This is a genomic window from Streptococcus sp. ST14, from assembly GCF_046098195.1.
GTDB lineage: Bacteria > Bacillota > Bacilli > Lactobacillales > Streptococcaceae > Streptococcus.
Window position 1 is genome coordinate 25,307 of sequence record NZ_JBJUSF010000007.1, and the last position, 21,059, is coordinate 46,365.

General features: G+C 39.9%; 22 protein-coding genes and 1 pseudogene. 3 read left to right on the plus strand and 20 right to left on the minus strand.

Annotated elements, in window-relative coordinates:
- Positions 1-23 precede the first annotated feature (23 nt).
- From ACIY19_RS03715 to xerS, 3 genes and pseudogenes are all read left to right on the plus strand, one after another.
- Positions 24-764: a CPBP family intramembrane glutamic endopeptidase gene (locus ACIY19_RS03715; RefSeq protein WP_409002718.1), complete on the plus strand. Its 741-nt coding sequence runs from the start codon at positions 24-26 to the stop codon at positions 762-764.
- A 65-nt stretch (positions 765-829) separates the two neighbouring features.
- Positions 830-1,183 (plus strand): annotated as a pseudogene (locus ACIY19_RS03720) (MepB family protein); the annotation flags it as partial.
- A gap of 196 nt (positions 1,184-1,379) precedes the next feature.
- Positions 1,380-2,450, plus strand: a complete 1,071-nt coding sequence (gene xerS / locus ACIY19_RS03725) for a tyrosine recombinase XerS (RefSeq protein WP_314434894.1) — start codon at positions 1,380-1,382, stop codon at positions 2,448-2,450.
- Positions 2,451-2,526: 76 nt separating this feature from the next.
- Here the strand turns inward: xerS and ACIY19_RS03730 are convergent, their stop codons facing one another.
- The 20 genes from ACIY19_RS03730 to ACIY19_RS03825 form a co-directional block, all read right to left on the minus strand.
- Entirely contained in the window at positions 2,527-3,516 is a 990-nt protein-coding gene (locus ACIY19_RS03730; RefSeq protein ID WP_409002719.1) for a lipoate--protein ligase, read from the minus strand.
- 195 nt (positions 3,517-3,711) lie between these two features.
- The gene (lpdA, locus tag ACIY19_RS03735; protein WP_409002720.1) at positions 3,712-5,415 is read right to left on the minus strand and encodes a dihydrolipoyl dehydrogenase; all 1,704 of its coding nucleotides are present in this window, start codon (positions 5,413-5,415) and stop codon (positions 3,712-3,714) included.
- 43 nt (positions 5,416-5,458) lie between these two features.
- A complete protein-coding gene (locus ACIY19_RS03740; protein ID WP_409002721.1) occupies positions 5,459-6,502 on the minus strand; it encodes a dihydrolipoamide acetyltransferase in 1,044 nt (347 codons plus the stop codon).
- A gap of 328 nt (positions 6,503-6,830) precedes the next feature.
- Positions 6,831-7,823: an alpha-ketoacid dehydrogenase subunit beta gene (locus ACIY19_RS03745; protein WP_000448714.1), complete on the minus strand. Its 993-nt coding sequence runs from the start codon at positions 7,821-7,823 to the stop codon at positions 6,831-6,833.
- A 16-nt stretch (positions 7,824-7,839) separates the two neighbouring features.
- Positions 7,840-8,808, minus strand: coding sequence for a thiamine pyrophosphate-dependent dehydrogenase E1 component subunit alpha (locus tag ACIY19_RS03750; RefSeq protein WP_409002722.1), 969 nt, complete (start codon positions 8,806-8,808; stop codon positions 7,840-7,842).
- Positions 8,809-8,986: 178 nt separating this feature from the next.
- Complete coding sequence (locus ACIY19_RS03755; RefSeq protein WP_316717917.1) at positions 8,987-10,327, minus strand: MATE family efflux transporter; 1,341 nt, start codon at positions 10,325-10,327, stop codon at positions 8,987-8,989.
- Between the two features lie 41 nt (positions 10,328-10,368).
- On the minus strand, positions 10,369-11,637 hold the full coding sequence (locus ACIY19_RS03760) for a dihydroorotase (RefSeq protein ID WP_316717916.1): 1,269 nt from the start codon (positions 11,635-11,637) through the stop codon (positions 10,369-10,371).
- A 12-nt stretch (positions 11,638-11,649) separates the two neighbouring features.
- Entirely contained in the window at positions 11,650-12,114 is a 465-nt protein-coding gene (locus tag ACIY19_RS03765) for an 8-oxo-dGTP diphosphatase (protein ID WP_001135768.1), read from the minus strand.
- 9 nt (positions 12,115-12,123) lie between these two features.
- On the minus strand, positions 12,124-12,777 hold the full coding sequence (locus ACIY19_RS03770; RefSeq protein ID WP_001164853.1) for a uracil-DNA glycosylase: 654 nt from the start codon (positions 12,775-12,777) through the stop codon (positions 12,124-12,126).
- Between the two features lie 119 nt (positions 12,778-12,896).
- Entirely contained in the window at positions 12,897-13,190 is a 294-nt protein-coding gene (locus ACIY19_RS03775) for a hypothetical protein (protein WP_000404133.1), read from the minus strand.
- Between the two features lie 23 nt (positions 13,191-13,213).
- Positions 13,214-13,906, minus strand: a complete 693-nt coding sequence (locus ACIY19_RS03780; protein WP_316717914.1) for a YjjG family noncanonical pyrimidine nucleotidase — start codon at positions 13,904-13,906, stop codon at positions 13,214-13,216.
- Between the two features lie 66 nt (positions 13,907-13,972).
- A complete protein-coding gene (locus ACIY19_RS03785; protein WP_316717913.1) occupies positions 13,973-14,389 on the minus strand; it encodes an immunity 70 family protein in 417 nt (138 codons plus the stop codon).
- A gap of 85 nt (positions 14,390-14,474) precedes the next feature.
- Positions 14,475-14,978 carry a hypothetical protein gene (locus tag ACIY19_RS03790; protein WP_316717912.1) on the minus strand — a complete coding sequence of 168 codons (504 nt, stop codon included), beginning with the start codon at positions 14,976-14,978 and terminating at the stop codon, positions 14,475-14,477.
- A 284-nt stretch (positions 14,979-15,262) separates the two neighbouring features.
- A complete protein-coding gene (locus tag ACIY19_RS03795) occupies positions 15,263-15,805 on the minus strand; it encodes a ClbS/DfsB family four-helix bundle protein (RefSeq protein ID WP_409002723.1) in 543 nt (180 codons plus the stop codon).
- 125 nt (positions 15,806-15,930) lie between these two features.
- Positions 15,931-16,845 carry a hypothetical protein gene (locus ACIY19_RS03800; RefSeq protein ID WP_001178514.1) on the minus strand — a complete coding sequence of 305 codons (915 nt, stop codon included), beginning with the start codon at positions 16,843-16,845 and terminating at the stop codon, positions 15,931-15,933.
- Between the two features lie 167 nt (positions 16,846-17,012).
- On the minus strand, positions 17,013-17,411 hold the full coding sequence (locus ACIY19_RS03805) for a hypothetical protein (RefSeq protein ID WP_002893287.1): 399 nt from the start codon (positions 17,409-17,411) through the stop codon (positions 17,013-17,015).
- Positions 17,386-18,297, minus strand: coding sequence for a phosphodiester glycosidase family protein (locus tag ACIY19_RS03810; RefSeq protein WP_000866187.1), 912 nt, complete (start codon positions 18,295-18,297; stop codon positions 17,386-17,388). The genes ACIY19_RS03805 and ACIY19_RS03810 overlap by 26 nt, the downstream gene beginning before the upstream one ends.
- Complete coding sequence (locus ACIY19_RS03815; protein ID WP_409002724.1) at positions 18,294-19,337, minus strand: glycosyltransferase; 1,044 nt, start codon at positions 19,335-19,337, stop codon at positions 18,294-18,296. The genes ACIY19_RS03810 and ACIY19_RS03815 overlap by 4 nt, the downstream gene beginning before the upstream one ends.
- Before the next feature lie 191 nt (positions 19,338-19,528).
- Positions 19,529-20,365 carry an AraC family transcriptional regulator gene (locus tag ACIY19_RS03820; protein WP_084945188.1) on the minus strand — a complete coding sequence of 279 codons (837 nt, stop codon included), beginning with the start codon at positions 20,363-20,365 and terminating at the stop codon, positions 19,529-19,531.
- Between the two features lie 199 nt (positions 20,366-20,564).
- Positions 20,565-21,059, minus strand: a complete 495-nt coding sequence (locus ACIY19_RS03825; RefSeq protein WP_042902245.1) for a YkgJ family cysteine cluster protein — start codon at positions 21,057-21,059, stop codon at positions 20,565-20,567.

Below are 21,059 nucleotides of genomic sequence, written 5' to 3' on the forward strand. Positions count from 1 at the left end.
AAATATTATTGGAAGGATTCTCTATGAAAAGAAATAAGGCAATTGCAGTATATTTGCTAGGCACATTTAGCCAGTTAGTATCAGTTTGTCTCCTTTTCTTTCTCTTTAATCATTTTTCTGTTCAGTCCAATCTATTAACTATTTTAGGAATCATTTTAGGTGGCATTTCTTCAGCTCTTTGGGGAACAATTGTTGCAAATCACTATTTTCATATTCATTTTAAGAAGATTGTAAACGATTTTTTTAACATTCATACCAGTTATAAACACTATTTATTATCTTTTTTCCTTATTATCCTTGATTTTTCTTTTCTAATGTTTGGTGGAAAAATAATAGAATTTAGCTGGTATCTCCCATTTTTGATGTTCTTCAAATTTATTGTCTTTGGTGGTATAGAAGAGATTGGATGGCGATATGTTTTTCAACCAATTTTACAAGAAAAGTTGCTATATTTTTACTCAACAATCTTAACCTTTTTCAGCTGGGCGCTTTGGCATCTGTTGTTCTTTTACATAGATGGTTCCCTAGCAACACTGCAAATTCTACCGTTTTTATTTGGATTGCTGACGAATTCTTTCATACTCTCAGCTCTTTATATCAAAACAAAGAATCTCTGGATTTGCGTTATGACACATTCGATCATTAACGTCTTGTCTCAGCTAACCATAGACATTGAACGATACGAAACCTACCTTATTAAAATCTTCGTCATCTTGGTATCCTGCTATATGGTAATACATAAAAAAGATGAGTATAGTTGTTAGCTGATTTTGTTGGAAACAGTATTATTCTTTGGAAAAGTTATTTGCTAAGGGGGACATACATCATAATGAAAATACTCGATGTTTTATATAATTTTTATGGTGATTTTGATTTCATTGAAGAAAAATACAATGAAAAATACGAAGGTATTCTTATCAATATAAAGGAAGAGCAAGGGTATAAAAGATGCCGCTTGGCAAAAAGAACACCAAAAAAAGAAGGATATTTTACAGTTTTTTGGAAAAAAGACCAAAACAACAAGAACATTCCTTATACCAATGAGGACTTAGGAAATGAACTTATAATCGTTATCATTGATAATGATAAGAGGGGACTATTCATTATTCCAAACGAGGTAGCTATTCGTAAAAACATTCTGTCGACAAAAGATAGCAATGGAAAAATGGCAATTGCAATATTTTAGAGAAATTAAAATATAAACATATTGCCGGATTACATACACACAAAAGACCTGTTTCTTATGATTGTGGAACCAGGTCTTTGTTTTTTCTAGAATCCATCAAACACTTATAACATCTTTCCGAAAAACTATAATTTTCTTGAAAAATATATAAGTCTATGCTATACTACTAGTAGATTTAATTATGGAGAAAATCATGAAACGTGAGATTTTACTAGAACGAATCGACAAACTAAAACAAATCATGCCCTGGTATGTTCTGGAATACTACCAATCAAAGCTTGCTGTTCCCTACAGTTTTACAACCTTATACGAATACCTCAAGGAATACGATCGATTTTTTAGCTGGGTTTTGGAGTCTGGAATTTCTAATGCTGATAAAATTTCTGACATTCCTTTATCTGTCTTGGAAAATATGTCTAAGAAAGATATGGAAGCTTTTATCCTATATCTACGTGAACGTCCATTGCTGAATGCTAATACAACCAAGCAAGGTGTTTCACAGACAACTATCAATCGGACCTTGTCAGCACTTTCCAGTCTTTACAAGTATCTAACTGAGGAAGTTGAAAATGACCAAGGAGAGCCCTATTTCTATCGTAATGTAATGAAGAAAGTTTCAACCAAAAAAAAGAAGGAAACACTTGCTGCTCGAGCTGAAAACATCAAGCAAAAACTCTTTCTAGGTGATGAAACAGAGGGTTTTCTAACTTATATCGATCAGGAGTACCCACAACAGCTCTCCAATCGAGCTCTATCTTCCTTTAATAAGAACAAGGAGCGAGATTTGGCCATTATTGCACTTCTCTTAGCCTCAGGTGTCCGCTTATCTGAAGCTGTTAATCTGGATCTAAGAGATCTCAATCTCAAAATGATGGTTATCGATGTCACTCGAAAAGGTGGTAAACGAGACTCGGTCAATGTCGCAGCCTTTGCTAAGCCATACCTAGAGAATTATCTCGCCATTCGAAATCAACGCTATAAGACAGAAAAGACAGATACAGCGCTCTTTCTGACCTTATACCGAGGTGTTCCCAATCGTATCGATGCTTCTAGTGTTGAAAAAATGGTTGCTAAGTACTCTGAGGACTTCAAAGTCCGAGTAACTCCCCACAAACTACGCCATACCTTGGCTACTAGGCTCTATGATGCTACTAAATCGCAAGTTTTGGTCAGCCATCAGTTAGGTCATGCTAGCACACAAGTAACTGACCTCTATACCCATATCGTCAATGATGAACAAAAGAATGCTTTGGACAGCTTATGATTGTTGCGTAATAATAATTATGTAAAATTAATCTCAAAAAAAGAAGTTGCTAAAATATGCAACTTCTTTTTTCTTTTTATCCTACCACTGCTTCAGCGATTTCTTCACGGCTGATACCAGCAAAGTAGCGTGTAATATCAATAGTTTCTAAGGCTTTAAGAACATCCTCACGTTCGTATTTCACGCCACGAAGGATATCTTCTACAGCTGCAACATCTTCGATACCAAAGAAGTCACCATAAATCTTGATGTCTTGGATTTTTGATTCAATGACGTTGGCAAAGACTTCTACTTTACCACTAGTGAATTTTGTTCCACGACGGATGTTAAATTCAGGTGATTTACCGTAGTTCCAGTCCCAAGTACCAAACTTAGTATCCTTGATACGATTGATTTCCGCCAATTCTTCTTCTGAAAAGACGTATTCAGTCATCTCTGGGTACTCTTTTTTCATGTATTCCAATAGCAAATCACGGAATTCTTCAACTGTGATTTTTTCTGGTAATTCATTGACAATATTGGTTACACGAGCACGGACGGATTTCACACCTTTTGACTCAAATTTGTCTTTTGAAACCTTGAGGGCGTTAGCAAGGACTGACAGATCAACGTCAAAGAGCAAGCAACCGTGGTGCATGATACGCCCATTGATATAGGCTTGGGCATTTCCACAGAATTTCTTACCGTCAATCTCAAGGTCATTACGGCCTGTGAACTCAGCTTTAACACCAAGTTGAGCCAAGGTATTGATGACTGGAGTTGAAAAACTCTTAAAGTCAAAGGCACGGTTTTCATCTTCTTTTGAGATGATCGTGTAGTTGAGGTTGTTTAGATCGTGATAAACAGCTCCACCACCACTGATACGGCGGACTACCTCGATACCATTTTCTCGAACATAGTCACGGTTAATTTCTTCGATGGTATTTTGGTGGCGACCAACGATAATCGAAGGTTTGTTAATCCAGAGAAGGAAGATTTGATCCTCATCTAAAAGGTGTTTAAAAGCATATTCTTCCAAGGCGATATTAAAGGCAGTGTCGTTTGAATGATTGATAATGTATTTCATAGTATTTCCAAAAATTTAGTTTTTAAATTCTGTTCATAGCAATCCAATTTTCTAAAGTGGTAAAAAGAAATGTAACGTGTTATCGTTACATTTCTCGGAAAAATTGAGACAAGAGGCTCAATTTTTAGGCATGGAACTCTAATAGAGGTCGCTGCCGTCCGTACTACTTTAAGAAAATTTAGTTGAAAATCTTATTTATTTTTTCTTAGGTGAATGGATAGCCATTCCTAGAACATCTGCAAATGCTTCGTACATAACTTCAGAGTAAGTTGGGTGTCCGTGGATGGTCTTCAGCATTTCTTCAACAGTGATTTCCATTTCGATAATGCTTGACGCTTCGTTGATCAATTCTGCAGCTGCAGGACCGATGATGTGTACACCAAGGATTTCTCCGTATTTCTTATCTGCAATGACTTTAACGAAACCTTGAGCCGCATCAGAAGCAATAGCACGTCCGTTAGCCGCAAAGTTGAATTTACCAATGGCAACATCGTATTTCTCACGAGCCTGCTCTTCTGTCAAACCTACTGCTGCTACTTCAGGAAGAGTGTAAATGGCTGCAGGAGTTAAGTTGAGTTTCGCTACGACGTGATTTCCTTTAAGCGCATTTTCAGCGGCAACTTCACCCATACGGAAGGCTGCGTGAGCCAACATCTTGGTACCATTGATATCACCTGGTGCGTAGATACCTGGAACAGAAGTTTCCATATATTCGTTGACCTTGATACGTCCACGATCCAATTCAAACTCAACATCGCCAATTCCTTCGAGGTCTGGCACACGACCAATTGAAAGAAGCGCTTTGCTTGCGATGATATCGTCTTTTCCTTCAACTTTAATACGAAGTTGACCATTTTCCTCGATGATTTCTTGCAGTTTTGTGCCTGTCAAAATGGTCATTCCTTTACGCTCAAGAATCAAGCGAAGATTCTTAGAAACTTCCGCATCCATAGCTGGAACGATACGGTCCATCATTTCGATAACAGTTACTTTTGAGCCAAATGTCATGAAGGCTTGACCAAGTTCGATACCGACAACACCACCACCGATGATAACAAGGCTTTCTGGAACTTCGTTCATTTCAAGAATGTCGTCACTTGTCATCACGAGTGAAGATTCCATACCAGGAACGTTGATCTTGCTGACTTTTGAACCACCAGCAAGGATGATTTTCTTGGTTTCAAGCAATTCTGAACCATTAACTAAGACATTCTTGTCTTTAGTGATGGTACCAATTCCTTTATGAACAGTAACTCCGTAGCTACGAAGAAGACCTGCAACTCCACCAACCAAAGTATTAACAACCTTAGACTTGGTTTCAAGGAGTTTGTCCATATCTACAGTGAAGTTCGGATTTTCAATGACGATACCACGGTTTGCTGCATGATCGATGTTTTCGATGATTTCAGCATTGTGAAGGTATGTCTTAGTTGGGATACATCCACGGTTCAAGCAGGTTCCACCGAGTTCAGATTTCTCAACAAGGGCAACCTTACCACCGAGTTGAGCAGCTTTAATGGCTGCCACATATCCAGCAGGACCTCCACCAATCACAACGATATCAAAGGCATCATCGCTCTTACCATCGTCGTTTGAGGCACTAGCTGCAGGTGCAGGTTTTGATTCTGGCGCAGCCGCTCCAGCAGTTGGGATGTTTTCCCCTTCTTCACCAAGGTAACCGATAACTTCAGTTACTGGAACAGTTTCACCATCTCCTTTAAGGATGGCAATCAAGTATCCATCTTCTTCGGCTTCCAATTCCATGCTGACTTTGTCAGTCATGATTTCCAAAAGGATTTCTCCTTCTTTTACAAATTCTCCGACTTTTTTATTCCATTGGACGATTTGTCCTTCTGTCATATCCACGCCGGCTTTTGGCATAATTACTTCTAAGGCCATGTCTTACTTCCTTTATCTAAATCTCTAAAAAACAATAGCTGACTTAAACCAACATTGAGATCGGATTCTCAATCAAGGCTTTCAAGTCTTTCATAAACTTAGCACCAGCCATACCATCAACAACACGGTGGTCAATGGTTAATCCTAAACTCATGATTGGTCGGATAACAATCTCACCATTAACAACAACTGGTTTCTCAATTGTCGAACTTACACCCAGAATTGCTGAGTTGGGTTGGTTAATGATCGGACCAAAAGATTGAACACCAAACATTCCCAAGTTACTAATTGTAAATGTTGAATTTTGAAGTTCACTTGGAGCCAATTTACCATCCAAGGTACGACCAATGACATCCTTGAAGGCTACAACCAACTCTGAAAGGCTCATCTTTTCAGCATTATAAACAACAGGTGTCATCAATCCATTATCCATTCCAACTGCCATCGCAAGGTTGACATAGTTGTGAGTGACAATGGTCTTACCATCTTCAGTCAATGAAGCGTTGATGTAAGGGTGTTTCATCAATGTTTTCACAACAGCGAGTGAAAGAAGGTCTGTTACAGTAGTCTTCTTACCAGTCGCTTCCATAATCGGATCAAGAACCTTCTTACGAAGGGCCAGCATTTCAGTCATATCAACTTCATAGTTGAGTGTGAAAGTTGGCGCAGTTAGGTAAGATTCAACCATACGTTGCGCGATAACCTTACGCATTGGTGTCATTGGAATACGCTCAATCTCACCATAAGGAGTGATATTGTCTGGAACTTCTTCCACTTTTTCGATTTGAGCAGGAGACTTGATGGTGTCGTTTTCGATATTTTCAGGAAGTAAGGCCAAAACGTCCTTCTTCATGATTTTACCACGGTGACCTGTTCCTTGGATTTCCTGCCAAGCAATGTTATGTTCGAGGGCAATTCGTTTTGCAAGTGGCGAAATGCGAACCACGTTTGTGTCTTTATAAGTTTCCACGTCTTCTTTGTGGACACGACCGTTTGCACCTGAGCCAGAAACGTCGTAGAGGTTGATTCCTAGATCATCCGCTAACTTTCTAGCCGCAGGAGTCGCTCTTAGCTTGTCATCAGCCATGACCTCTCCAATTCTATACTAAGATATTAAGGACGAAGAGGGCAATGAAAAAATAGGAGATTGACGATGTGTTCGATGAACACAAGGAAATCTATCTTTTTTTCGAAGACCTCCGTCCGAATTCAATTACATGATGCAAAGGGCGTTTAAAAGCGACCGAAAAATCGGAAATCAACGCAGACTTCGATGAAGTCAAGGAGATTTATCTTTTTTCCGAGCTTTTAGCCCGTGCTCTAATCTATAATATCAAGGACGAAAAGAGTTTTGCACCTAAAAGATACAAAGTTTCTCGTCTTTTTTAGTTCATTTACATAACTTATATTATGTATTATTCTTTGTTATAAGTCTTACGGATTGCATCTTTGATGCTTTCAACTGTTGGAATCATTGCATTTTCTAGGTTTTGCGCGTAAGGCATTGGCACGTCTTCTCCTGCACAACGGCGGATTGGTGCATCTAGATAATCAAATGCTTCTGATTCTGAAATAATTGCTGAAATTTCTCCGATATAGCCACTTGTTTTGTGGGCGTCGTTGACCAGAACGACCTTACCAGTCTTCTTCACTGAGTTAATGATGATATCCTTATCAAGTGGAACGAGGGTACGTGGGTCCACAATTTCAACTGAAATTCCCTCTTCTGCTAATTCTTCAGCAGCTTGAACCACACGGCGAAGCATTTTTCCATAAGTAACGACTGTTACATCTGTACCTTCGCGTTTGATTTCCCCAACCCCAAGTGGGATTGTGTAGTCTGGATCAACTGGAACTTCCCCTTTTTGGTTAAATTCTGACTTGTATTCAAGAATGATAACAGGGTTATTATCACGGATAGAAGACTTGAGAAGTCCTTTCATGTCAGCAGGTGTACCTGGTGCTACAACCTTGAGACCAGGGATGTGTGTAAACCAAGACTCTAGAGATTGCGAGTGCTGGGCCGCAGAACCAACTCCGTTACCAGCTGCACAACGTACAGTCATTGGAACCTGACCTTTACCACCAAACATATAACGTGTTTTAGCAGCTTGGTTGACGATATTATCCATGGCAATAACCGAGAAGTCCATGAAGGTCATATCGACAATTGGACGAAGTCCTGTCATGGCTGCTCCTGCTGCTGCTCCCGAGATGGCTGCTTCAGAAATCGGACAGTCACGGACACGTTCTGGACCAAATTCTTCGAGCATTCCAACAGAAGTTCCGAAGTCTCCTCCGAAGACACCGACATCTTCTCCCATCAAGAATACATTTTCATCGCGACGCATTTCCTCAGACATAGCAAGGATAATGGTGTCACGGAAGGACATTGTTTTTGTTTCCATTTTTATCTCTTTCTCCTTAGTCTGCGTAAATATCTTCAAATGCGGATTCTAGTGGTGGGAATGGGCTTTCTTCTGCAAATTTAACAGAAGCTTCTACTGCTTCCTTGACTTGTGCTTGAATTTCTTCCAATTCTTCTGCACTTGCAATATTGTTTTCAATGAGGTATTTGCGAAGGTTTTTGATTGGGTCTTTTTGTTTCCACAATTCCACTTCTTCACGCGTACGATATTTACCAGGGTCAGATGATGAGTGACCAAGCCAGCGATAAGTTACACTTTCAATCAAGACTGGTCCATTGCCACCACGAACATGGTCTACAGCTTTCTTAAATCCTTCATAAACATCGATGACATTGTTTCCATCTTCGATAAACATTCCAGGAATTCCATATGCCGCACTACGTTGATGGATATGCTCCACATTGGTCATTTTCTTGATATCCGCAGAAATCCCATAACCGTTGTTAATGCAGTAGAAAATAACAGGAAGTTTCCAAATAGAAGCCATGTTGACTGCTTCGTGGAAGACACCTTCGTTGGTCGCACCATCACCAAAGAAGCAGACAACGATTTTACCAGTATGTTGCATCTGTTGACTAAGGGCTGCACCAACAGCGATTCCCATACCACCACCTACGATACCATTGGCACCAAGGTTACCAGCATCCAGGTCAGCGATATGCATAGAACCACCTTTACCTTTACAGGTTCCAGTGTATTTCCCGAGGATTTCAGCCATCATTCCATTGAGGTCAATCCCCTTAGCAATAGCTTGCCCGTGTCCACGGTGATTTGAGGTAATCAGATCATCTGGATTAAGAGCCAGCATCGCTCCGACGTTAGCAGCTTCCTCTCCGACAGAAAAGTGAGTCATACCGGGAACTTTTCCCTTTTTCACTAACTGAGCGATTTTTAAGTCCATGCGACGGATTTCTTCCATCTTACGGAACATCTCTAGCAAAAGATTCTTATCTAAAGTTGACATAATCTTGCCTTTCTAACTTTGTACTTACCTTACTATTTTACCTTTTTTAGTATACACTGTCAAAGTATATGGCTAATAAAATTTCACAATATAAAAAAATAAATCCCTGTTAAAACAGGGATTCTCTCTAGTTAGAGCATTTTTTCACAAAGTTGTTTTTCAGGATAATTTCTTAAAATTAGCTCAATCTTTTCATTACGGTTTTCAAACGCCATTGATACAAACAACCAGAAACAATCAAGCTGGCAATTAACCCAATCCAGTAAGCAAATGCCCCTAAGTCAGTTACCTGATCTAGTAGGTATCCTAGAGGTATCGCTACTCCCCAATACCCGATTAGACCAAGATAGAAAGGAACGATAGTGTCCTTATACCCTCTTAAAATTCCTTGGAGCGGAGCCGCAAAGGTATCAGCTAGCTGGAAAAAGAGACTGTATGTCAGGAAAACAGCCGTGGTTTCAATGAAGTGAGGGTCATTTCCATATAGACTTGCTACACGATCTCTAAAAATGTAGAGAAAGGACAGGGTAAGACCTGCAAAAATAAGGGCGGTTACTCTTCCCAGACGAGCATAGGTTTTTGCATCCTCAAAACGTTTAGCCCCAACCTCATAAGACACAACAATCGCCATAGCAGAGGAAATACTCATGGGAAAAGCGTACATGAGGCTGGAAAAGTTCATAGCTGACTGGTGGCTAGCGATGATGAGCGATGAAAACTTAGCCATGATTAGTCCCACCACGGAGAAAATAGCCACTTCCGCAAATACGGTTCCCCCGATTGGTAGACCTAGCCGAACACCTTCCTTGATTTTATCTATATTGAGTGGAATTCGTTTTTCAAGATGTAGCGCTTTTAATTTTTCTTGTTTGAACAAAACAAGCAGGGAAATCCCCAATAAAACCCAATAGGCTAGCGAAGTTCCTAGCCCTGCTCCTGCACCACCAAGCTCAGGAAAACCGAATGCTCCATATATCAAAAGATAGTTAAAACCACTATTAAGAGGAAGTAATAGGAGCATGAGGTACATAGATAGCTTGGTCAATCCAAGAGAATCTAACAAAGATCGAATGACACTGAACAGCAACAAGGGTATAATTCCAATAGACAGGTACCAAAGATAGGAAACTGCAACTGCCGCCACTTGAGCTTCTAGTCCGATGTTGTTTAAGACAGGTGGCGCTAAGAATACTACCATTCCAAGCAAGACCAAAGACAGTCCGAAAGCCAAGTAGATAAATTGGTAAAAATCAGATGCTACTTCTTCCTTTTTTCCCCGTCCCAGATGATGGCCTATGATGGGAACCATGGCCGAAACAATCCCTGTTAAAAAAGTAAAGAAAGGGTTCCATAGACTCGTTGCAGTTGATACTCCTGCCAAGTCCATGGTATTGTACTGCCCAGTCATGGTTGTATCAACAAAAGAGGCAGAATAATTGGCAAATTGATAGATCAGGATAGGGAAAAATATCTTAAGAAATAAGACAAACTTATCTTTAAATTGATGGGTTGGATACATATACGCTCTCTATTCTTATAGTTTATAGAGCAGAATCCCATCTAGTTTTGATAGACGATTTGTCCCTTACAGATGGTATATTTAACCTGCCCTTTTAAAGTTTCCCCAATAAATGGAGAATTAGCTGATTTTGAAGCAAAGTTTGGACCAACAGTACGATCAGCCTTAGCATCAAAGATAGTGATATCCGCCGGACCATTTTCAGCTAAGTAGCCTGCTTCAAAGTTGTAAAGTTTGGCTGGATTAACAGTCATTTTTTCAAGCAATTCCATCAAGCTTAGCTCACCAGCTTCCACCAAATAAGTTAAACCAAGAGATAGAGAGGTTTCCAAACCAGTCATACCAGATGGCGCTTTGGTGATATCTGGTACATTTTTCTCATCCGCATGGTGAGGCGCGTGGTCCGTCGCGATAACTGTGATAACGCCTGACTTGAGACCTTCGATAACGGCTTGACGATCTGACTCTAGACGTAGCGGAGGATTCATTTTGGCATTGCTACCTTGAGTTAAAAGAAGAGCTTCTGTCTTAGAGAAATGTTGCGGTGCTACTTCTGCTGTGACCTGCGCACCTAGTCCTTGAGCAAACTCCACCACCTTGACACTTTCTTCCTTAGACAAATGCTGGATGTGAACATGGGCCTTTGTTGCGTAGGCAATCATAACATCACGCGCAATCATGGCGTATTCTGCCACTCCTGTCGCTCCACAGATATGGAAATGTTCTTTAGCGATGTTTTCGTTAAAGCCAAGAATTCCATTCAAACCTGGATCTTCCTCATGAAGGCAGATAAAGGTATTGAGTTTTTTGGCTTCTTCCATGGCTTCCTTAACCACTTTACTACTTTCAAGCGGAATTCCATCATCTGAAAAACCAACGGCTCCAGCTTCTAAAAGCGCCTTAAAGTCTGTCAAGTCTTGGCCATTAAAGTTCTTAGTAATGGTCGCAACTGTCTTGACGTTAATCTTTTCCTTGGCAGCTGACTGGAGAACTTCTTGAAGAGTCTCTACATCCGAAATGGTTGGACTAGTATTAGCCATCATGACAACGGTTGTAAAGCCACCTGCAGTGGCTGCTAGGGCCCCAGTATGAATGTCTTCTTTATGAGTTTGACCAGGTTCACGGAAATGAACATGGATATCGACTAGTCCAGGCGCAACAACAAGGCCCGTAGCATCAATTAGCTCTGCTCCTTCTTCCTTGATTTCGGCAGCTATTTTGACAATTTTCCCATCTTGCACTAAAACATCACACACTTGATCCAAACCAGACTTGGGATCCATTACACGACCATTTTTGATTAGTAGCATCTGCTTTCTCCTTTATTCATAGAAATCAACTTGGGTATCCAACAATTTATCCCCATCATAAACAAACTTTGCTGAAAAGAAAGGTTTATCTTCTAAAAGCCACTCAACAAAGGTGTGATCACCCTCCCAAGTTGGCTTGCTTAAGACTTCATCATAGGGAACCCATTCTAAGGTCCCCTCATTGCAGTCAATCAAGTCACCCTCGAACTCTGTCACCTTAAAAACATAGGTGTACCAGTCTAAATCTGGCGTAAATTCAGGAAAAGTGATAACACCTTTAAGTACTGGCTTGGCTTTGAGCCCTGTTTCTTCGAGGATTTCACGCGCTGCACATTCCTGTGGAGTCTCACCTCGCTCTAGCTTTCCACCCACACCAATCCATTTGCCTTCATGGACATCGTTGGGCTTCTTATTGCGATGGAGCATGAGCAGTTCTTTTCCGTTATCAATGTAGCAAATCGTCGCTAACTGAGGCATATTCTCTCCTTATCTAAACCAATCGATTGGCACTTGTCCTGTCTCTTTTAAGAATGCATTGGCCTTGGAAAAAGGCTTGGAACCCCAAAATCCTCTATAAACCGATAAAGGACTAGGATGGGCTGATTCGATAACCAAGTGGTGAGGATTGGTAACCAAGGCCTTCTTCTTGCGTGCATAAGCACCCCAGAGTACAAAGACTACAGGTCTGTCTAGATTATTGACAACCCGAATCACAGCATCTGTAAATGGCTCCCATATCTGCCCAGCATGACCATTGGCCTGCCCAGCAGGAACCGTCAAGCAAGCATTGAGAAGCAAGACTCCCTGCTCAGCCCAAGACGTCAAATCATGAGATTTCTTAACGCCGATATCATCTGACAATTCTTTTAAAATGTTTTGCAAGGACGGCGGAGCTGGGATTGAGTCAGGTACAGAAAAACTCAAACCCTGCGCTTGACCTGGCCCGTGATAGGGGTCTTGCCCTAGAATCACCACCTTCACTTCTTCAAGCGGTGTAGTCAAGAGAGCCTGAAAAACTTTTTCCTTAGGTGGATAAACAGTTCCCTGAGCATAGACCTGTTCCATAAATTGATTGATTTTCCCAAAATAACCTTCAGGTAATTGCTCCTTAATCAAAGCATGCCATGATGAGTGTTGCATCTTCAACTCCTTCGTTTTTACTGCCTCTATTATAGCAAAAAGTGGCTATCTAAACCACTTTTTACAGTTCTTATATATACTGTTATTCATCCTAGTATTGGACATTAGTATTCACAGTATCAATCAGCCATTAAAAACTTTTCGATTGTTTCAATAGCATAGGAAAGTTGATTATTTACAGACTTCATCCGTTCAAAATTAGCGTCCATATAGTAGAGTTCAGATAAGCCACCCCTAGGGAGAAAAAGTGAATAGTGGATATTCATCTTCTCTCGAGTACTTAACTCTATATGATTGCTTATGATATACTTTAACTCTTTTAACGAATTTACTTGAGCAACCACACCTTTTAACTGATACTGCTCGATGAGATTTAGTAAGTTATCAATCTCTTCAATGACTTTAATTTCCATATCAACACCTCTTAGGAAAATCACTACAAAGCATCTAAACAATCCAGCAAGTCTTGGTAAGAATGAACTTCATAAGTCGGCTGGGCTTGTGTGTGATTTTCGAGGTGATGAGGGTTGTACCAGATGGTGTCAATGTCAGCATTATTACCACCTTGAATGTCAGCTGTTAAGGAATCTCCAATCATCAGCGTCTTTTCTTTATCAAATCCTGCAATCTGCTGACCGATTTTTTCATAGAATAGTGCATCAGGTTTTTGTGTTTGCAGTTGCTCGGAGATAAAGACTTGGTTGAAATAGGGAGCCAGACCAGATTGAGCCAGACGACCCGTCTGAATGGCAGTAATCCCATTTGTCGCAGCGTATAGCTCATAATCTCTCTCGATGAGGCTGTCCAAGAGTTCATGTGAGCCCGAAAAAGTTTGTCCCTGTTGAGCGAGATAAAATTGGTAACGCTGGGCAAGAAAACTACCTTCTTTCTCCAGTCCAAAATGAGCAAATAAACGAGAAAAGCGCGTGTTAACCAGTTCTTGTTTACTGATTTTCTTTTGCTCCAAGTCTTTCCAGAGAGCCTTGTTCATAGGAATGTAATAGTCTTTATAGGCTTGAATATCCGCAACTCCTTCTTCCTTTAGAAGTTGCGTCAAAGCCACATCCTCAGCAGCATCAAAATCAAGCAAGGTGTGGTCGAGGTCGAAGAGTAGAAATTTGTAGGGCATTGAGTTTCCTTTCTGAAAATTCATTAAGAACATTATAGCATAAATGAACCTTTGATTTATTGAGTTTCAAATACTTTTTACACTCACATTTTGACCGTGCTCAAGTGCAAATCTAAAACTAGTCAGCAAAACTTCGAATAAATCTTTTCCGGAACTCGTTATGAAATAATGCGATAAATTTGTTATATTCTCTGCGATATTATTTCCCCAAGGAGGAGTGAGTGACAAATCTTCAAAATCCCATATAACATCCTGAGGGAGAAATTTTTTCAACTCCTCTTGGATAGATACCAACTCAGCTATTCCTCTTTCAACAAATTCAAAAGGAACATTTCCCCAGTAAAGCTTATTCATTATTACTGGGTATCTACTTCCCCACTCATTATTCTCTAAGCGAACATAAATAGTCGAAAAGAATGAATTAAAAAGACTCCCTTCTCCTATAGTCCACCAATTATAACCAACCATTAACCCTACAGACATAGATATTCTCCTACTCATTTTTAATATTATTTAACGTCAACTAAAGTTTTATATTGATAGTATCTAAAACATACATTCATTCCCCCTACCCCAACTCCTTGGCTATTCTGCTTTTTTCAAGTTTTCCCTTGGTAATTCGTTTCCATAAAACAAGAGGGTTCAAACTATAAGATAGGCGTAGGAGGAAATAATTAACCAATTCGATAAGGGCAAAAAGCTGTATCAACGTGGCTAAGATAGTCACTAGGACACTCTGTGCATTCCAGACAATAAAAGGAAAGCCTGAAATAAGTAAAACGAGGTCTAGTATTCTGAGCACACCATATAGTTTAGGGACATTTTCACTTCCGAACTGAGGTTTCGAGAGTCTTCTAATCAAAATCGCCCAATAGATTGAACCTTGAAGCAAAATAAATGTCAGTAAAGACAACGGATGAAGAATAGAGATCAAACCATTCCAATCACCAAGCCTATTTTTCAAAAGGAAAAAACAAAACCAAATAGATAGGACGGCTGTGAACTCTCCCAAACAGAGGGACATCAACTCTTTTCTAACTTTCTCTTTTTGTATGTTCATCATCTCACCCATCTATCTATCATCCTATATCAGAAAAAAGTCATTTGTTCCATTTTCTAGTCAACATTTCTCAGAATAAAGGCATTCTAAGCATCGAACAGCTCAATTACTTTAATATCAATGTAATTCTAAGTTTAGAATTACATTAAAATAAATGTTTTATTACTATTCTAAGTCTATGATATCCTTAAATTTTAATTTTTGAAGGATTCTAAAGCTAGAATTGTTCATAAATCACGAGAATGAAGCTATTCGAAGTTTAGAAGAACCTTTTCTAAACTTCATTATCAATTCATCTAGTTGCTCTTGCAATTTTTCTGATGAGCTTTGAGTTTTTTCAGAGCCCAGTCATAGTGACTGGAGGTGCTACTGACAAAGTAGGAACCTAGACTTGTCCCTCCCGTCCACTTATAGACACCTTTGTTAAAGAGTTGGTCATTGCTAAAGCCTTCCATCAACTCTAAAACCTCTTTATGCGATTGATCGAGGAGTTTAATAGCTTCTTCTAAGGAAGTTCTCTGGTGCTTCTTCCAAAAAGCGACATTCATTTCTCCATAAGTTTTCCAATTATAAGGCTCAGGGAGAAAAGGTCTTTCATGTCCCTTTTGATTAGAATGTACCCAGGTCAAAAGTAACTGATGCCATTCATAGAGATGGATCAGAACATCTCTTAGATTTTTATCTCTTTTCCAGTGAGCTTCTTTTTTCTTTTGGTCTTTTGAAAAATCAAAAGAAGTCTGTAACTCCTCTTCACTTAACTGAGAAATTAGGAGATTAAGTTTTTCATAGTTTTCCTTAGAGGCTAACACTAGCTCCTCTTTTGTTTTTGGTCTAGTCACAGGATTTCTCCCTTCATTTTCTAGTAGTTTAAGGTGTTTTCTTACTTCATTATACCATAATCAAAAAGCAGTTCTTCATTTTAAGAAAAACTGCTTCTACTAACTATTTTTTATGCTTATAGTCACTACTTTACATATAAATCTTTAAAGAGACCGTCCACTTCTGCTATCTGATAGAGCAAGTGGGACAGTTCTTGGTAATCTTCTTTTAAACACGAAAGGTGGGCTTGGCCAAATAGAGTAGCCAATTCCTCTTTTAATCTTGCCCCTTCTGGATCATGAACTTTTAAGAACTTACTGAGATAGAGATTTCGAACAGCTGCAAGTTTAAAGCTGAAGTACTGATGCAATTGTTTTTGCTCTGTATTTAAGCCGTTTTCAGCAACTGCTTTTGCATAACATTCCAAAACACCGTTTTGGCCATTCAGATATCGGTTTTTCATAATCCTTGCCGTTTCCTGATAGATTTCAGTCTGACTAGGACTCTTGACCTTCTTAAAATTTCCCCACATGGAGTAAGATCCACGCTTATAGTCAATAGTCTCTGCCTTCCAGGCTTCTAATATGTCATTAAAAGCAACCTTCATGCAGGCAAAACCAGCTGGATCATGCAAATAGAGGTGCTGATGATCAATGCCATACACGGTTACGAAGTGATCCACACCATAAAGGATTGTGTGATTAGGATTGTAGGTCAGATGGCCCATATCAAGAGGTCCCAGTACGACAGGTCCATTGGACAGAAAGGTTTCTAACTTTCCTTTAATCTCTTCCAAATCTACTTCAGTTCCATCTTTTAGATAGAAATCCTCATAGTCAAACCCAAGTATTTTTAAGGAATGGGAGATGGAAAGATCTGGCATTCCGTTATCAAAGAATACTAGAGGGTGCTGGTCATCTTCCTTTACGATACTAGCGCCATTTCCCATTACCATGATTGCCTCTAGAAAGTCTGCTTTAAAGTCATAGCCATAGCTAGCCAGTGCCATTGCCAATGAATAGCTATAGCAAAGTGACACATCTCCAAAATACATCTGCATATTCATGCCTCCTTATCTTCTATGGGACTATTATACCGAGAAAACTATTCGCATGCCCCATAAAATCCAAACAAAAAATATGGGTATTTGTGATCTATAGTCATGAACTTCAATAAGAAAACTGGCTGTTTCTCTCAACAACCAGTTTTTAATTTTAAAGCTAATTTTTAACTGTTTTTCTTATGAAAGAAAAGCGAGGCGATAGCCAAAATACCAAAGGCTAGGCCGACATACCAGTAAGGTTGATCTAGGGTCGTTGAACGACCTGATAGATTGACAATTCCTCGAAAGAGCATTCCAGTTGTTAGGACTGCAACTGCCGAGTTCCACAAGTTTAGGCTGATTCGTCCTAGGTTTGGCATGATTTTCAACAACAATGCCAGAACGATGCCTCCTAGTAGAGGAACTGCAAAGAGATAGTGCATATGAAGCGACGTCTCCCCAAAACTAAGGGACTCGTAGATACGGCTAAATGCAAAGAAGAAAATAGTGAGAAGACTATAGCTAACGAGTGTCTTTTTGAGGCGTTTGTTTTTGATTTTAGTAACCGATGTAGACAATATCACTCACCGCCCTTTCTGATATCTTACTTCCACCTGTAGTCGGTTTATTGATTACCTGACCGTTAAAGTAGAGAGTTGAGGATCCACCACCATCAAGGTTATAGGCTGTCTTCACTCCGTAAGATTTCATCACTTCTGCCATCTGGTAAAGAGACAAGCCCTTGCTTTCAGAGGTACGACCATCCGAAACGATGATGATGTAGTGATTTTCATCGATAATCCCGATAGCTGTACGAGGATTCGATGACATGGCCTGACCGACTTCTGTATTGGTATCAACAGATATTTCTCCATTCTCAACTAGAGACGGACCAAATGCCAGTAGATTGACGACACCGTCCTGAACCAACTGATCAGCTGAAACTTGGTCCTCGTAGATGATTTTAAAGGAGCCGTCCTTGTAAATGGCAAGGTCACCATTACTAGCGTCTTCACGGACACTGTCACGATAGACAACTCCATTACGGATAACATAACCAGAACTATTAGCTCCATAGTAGTCACCGTTGACAGCTAGAATAGCATTGTTTTCAGTGGCTGTTACAGAGGTTTTAGCTGTGACGTTGGTTCCATAGGAGTTTTGAGCTAGAGCTGTTTTCAGATAGTCCGATGAACTAAGGGTTATATCAGCTACATAGACCTGCGTTTCATTGACAGTCTTTTCAGTGAGATTGACACTGATATTTCCATCTGAATAGCTAGTATCCGTCACTTGAGCATTTTTTGCTGCCTGACTTGCTGCTGCGGTGTTAGAGGTTGAGCCGGTATTAGATACAGTGGAAATCGTTTCAGCGAGTACAAAGGTCTTCAACATCGAATAGGTAAAGGAGCTTGTCAGGAGCAAGCCCAAGACCGAGGCGTATAGATAGGGTTTCTTTAAAACTTTCATAATGGGCTACAAGTCCTTTCTTTGAAAATAAAGCGAGTTTGAACTGTCCAAGAGAGGATAAAGAGCATGATTCCGACAAGTATCTTCGCGATCAGCAAATTAACTCCAAGACCCGAATTAAAGAAACGAATCAGGATGGTGTCTAAGATAAAGAGACAAACAGCTAGTCCAAAATAGCCTGATCCTGTTTTAAAACTGCTAGCCTTGTTCTTAAAGACCAATTTTTTGTTGGTAGAAAAGTTAAAGATGGAGCTAGTCACACGTGCCAAACCATTTGAGAGGAGAACACGCAAACCAGTCGGAATGAAGCTCAAGCATAGAATAGAGAGAGCGTAGACCACATAATCTACGATAAAACTACTAAAAGACGAGAGCGCAAACTTTAAAATATTTTTATAAATCATCAAGCCATCTCGAATAGGTCGGAAGTGAGAGGCCTCATTGTCGTTGATATAGACCGTTTCAATCGGAACTTCTAAGATTGGGTAGACTTGACTTGCTTCGAGGAGCATGTTCATCTCGTATTCATACCGTTGTCCTTCTACCTTGAACATAAAAGGGATCATATCCGTTGAAAAGGCACGTAATCCTGTCTGTGTGTCGGATACAGCGACACCCGTTTGCAGTTTAAACAAGATACGAGTCAAGCTATTTCCAAAGCGACTACGCAAGGGAACCTTGCCAGTAAAGGCACGGACACCAAGGACAAGTGTATTAGGATTTTCATTTGATTTGGTCAAACTACGAAAGATGTCCCAGATCCTATGCTGGCCGTCTGCATCTGCTGTAACCACAGTCCCTGGCTTATTGAGAGACTGAATGTACTCAAAGGCTGTTTTCAGAGCTTGCCCTTTTCCTTGATTGCCCTGGTGGCGAAGGACCGTCGCAAAATTCGCTGCTCGAGCAAAAATGTCTTGGCATTCTGCCGAACTTCCATCATCAATGACAATGATGTAAAAATCGCTCTTATAGTGAATCTTTTCAATCAATTTGATGAGATTGTAGTCAGGTTCGTAAGCTGGGATAACTAGATAGTTCATATTTACACCTCTTTCTTTGATGATTGGAAAAGTATACAAGTAAATGCTTAAAAATTCCTTATACTTAAATTTAAGTAAAATCAATTTTTTTGTTCTTCTCATAAATTCGTGTAATCAAAGAAAGAAAAACTCTGTAAAAGCTATCTTCTACAGAGTTGGTTTTGCATCTTTATAAAATGTCAGAAAATGATCTAGTACTTAATCACTGGTATCCAGAGTTCCATTTGATAGTCTGGTGACGACATGTCACCTTCGGTATAGACTTCAAAGTCTGGTGCTCCTGAGTGGCGATAGCCTGTTTCAGGGAAAAAGACCTCCAAGACATATTTCCAAGCATTGTGAATGCTAGCTGGTATAGGACCTTTGACTGGTACGATAGCATATTCAGCGGCTGGGACATCTTTGATGGACAGACCTAGTTCTTCTGCTTTCGCTTTATCCGTCACATCATAAGCAGCCATATAGTTGATGATTTCTCCTTCTTTGACATCCGAACAGATGCCGAAGGATTGGCCACTACCTAGACTCTCTAGGCTTTCCAAGCTGTAATTGTTATAGAGATTCTCCCAAGCAGACGGGCATTTGCTATTGTCAATAGCTTCCAATAGGATACCTGCAACGGTAAATGCAGGCTTCTTTTGAATCTTGATATCCATGTTCTTTCCTCCTGTAATCTTTAAGGATAATTGAAGTCTAGGAAAGATCCGATAAGGTTTTCCATTTCGAACTTCTGAGGGAGTTGCCCCATGGAATTTCTTAAAGGCCGCACTAAAAGCATCCGCAGACTCATAGCCGTATTTCAGTGCTATGTCAATGACTTTCTCAGAGCCTTCCCGCAAGTCTGTCACAGCTTCTGACAACCTGCGATTGCGTAAGTATTCTGCTAAAGTCATATCTGCTAGGATGGAAAAAAGCCTGCTAAAGAGAGCATAAGAATAGCCTGATAGCTGCTGGAATTTCTGCAAATCCACTTCTGCGTCCAACTTACTTTCCAGATATTCCATGGTTCGATTGAATTGATGCATCATATTCTTTTTCACCTCACAAAAGATACTAAGACCGTTAAAAGCAAAGTGAAAATTGGAAAATTGACGGAGGGGCTCCTGCTCCGAAAAAATTTCATCTTTTTCACACAGCTTTTAGGCCGTGTTCAATTCTAACTATAGTCTAACAGATATAAGATACTTCCGCCCCAGAATTTTTGTACAAGATTTAAAGGTGTAAAATCTATAACTTATCTTTTAATTTCTCAACAAAGAGATAGGCTGCTGGGCAGGTCAAGGTATTCTTAATCGTCAAATAGTTGATTTGATGGATCTTTTTCCGATCTGTATGGGGGAATTCACGACAGGCCTTGGGACGAACATCATAGATGGAGCAGAGATTGTCTCCTCCTAGAAAGGGGCAAGGCATGGATTTGAAAACCTTATCCCCGTCTTCATCTACCTGTAAAAACTCTGCTTCAAAGGCTGGTAATTTCATCTTAAAGTACTTAGCGATACGGGTAATATCTGCTTCTTTAAAGTCGGGCCCCAAAGTCTTGCAACAGTTAGCACAGGCAGTACAATCAATCTCAGCAAAGACTTCTTGGTGAATCTGCTGCGCAATCTTATCTAAGTTTTTAGGAGGTTTTTTCTTTAGATTAGCTAACACTTTGCGGTGCTCCTTCTGCTTTTGCAGTGCTAGTTGGTGGTAATACTCAATATCAATCTCTTTAGACAT